General features: G+C 58.3%; 1 protein-coding gene. It reads left to right on the forward strand.

Features of this window, described 5'->3' with window-relative positions; genetic code table 11:
- Window positions 1-74 precede the first annotated feature (74 nt).
- Window positions 75-666, forward strand: a 592-nt coding sequence (mobV, locus tag ACLJTM_RS34610) for a MobV family relaxase (protein ID WP_411107797.1), incomplete at its 3' end; no start/stop codon positions are given.

A 666-nucleotide genomic window follows, 5' to 3' on the forward strand; every position in this document is an offset into this window, starting at 1 on the left:
GATAGTGGCCCGCCGGAGGCATCGCAATGCGATCCCCCGACTGGCTGGATGTACGCCAGAACGAGGGGGTAAGCATGGCGACTTACGCGATAATGCGCTGCAAAAAGCTGACGGGAATGGGAAGCGTGGCCAGCGCGTTGCAGCACTGCTACCGAGAGCGTGAGACGCCGAACGCTAACGCTGAACGGACACCAGAAAACTACTGCTCTGTGTCCAAATCAACGGATCAGGCAATGGGGCGTGTGCGGGAGCTGCTGCCGGAAAAACGCCGTAAAGATGCGGTACTGGCCGTTGAATACGTTATGACAGCAAGCCCTGAGTGGTGGAAAGAGGCCACACCACGGCAGCAGGCGGAGTTTTTCGCCCGCTCTGAGCAATGGCTGGAGAAGAAATACGGGAAGGATCGTGTTGTGGCGGCGGTGGTTCACCGGGACGAGGCCACCCCGCACCTGTCTGCGTTCGTGGTGCCATTGACGCAGGATGGACGGCTGTCCGCGAAAGAGTTTATTGGCGGGCGGTCAAAGATGCGTGAAGATCAGAGCACCTACGCTGAATCAGTAAAAAAACTGGGTCTTGAGCGCGGCATCGAGGGAAGCCGCGCCACGCATCAGACAGTTCAGCACTACTACGAATCGATAAACCGTGGCACCCGTAGCCAGGTATCGA

It is taken from the genome of Streptomyces sp. cmx-4-9 (genome assembly GCF_046548835.1).
Lineage (GTDB): Bacteria > Actinomycetota > Actinomycetes > Streptomycetales > Streptomycetaceae > Streptomyces.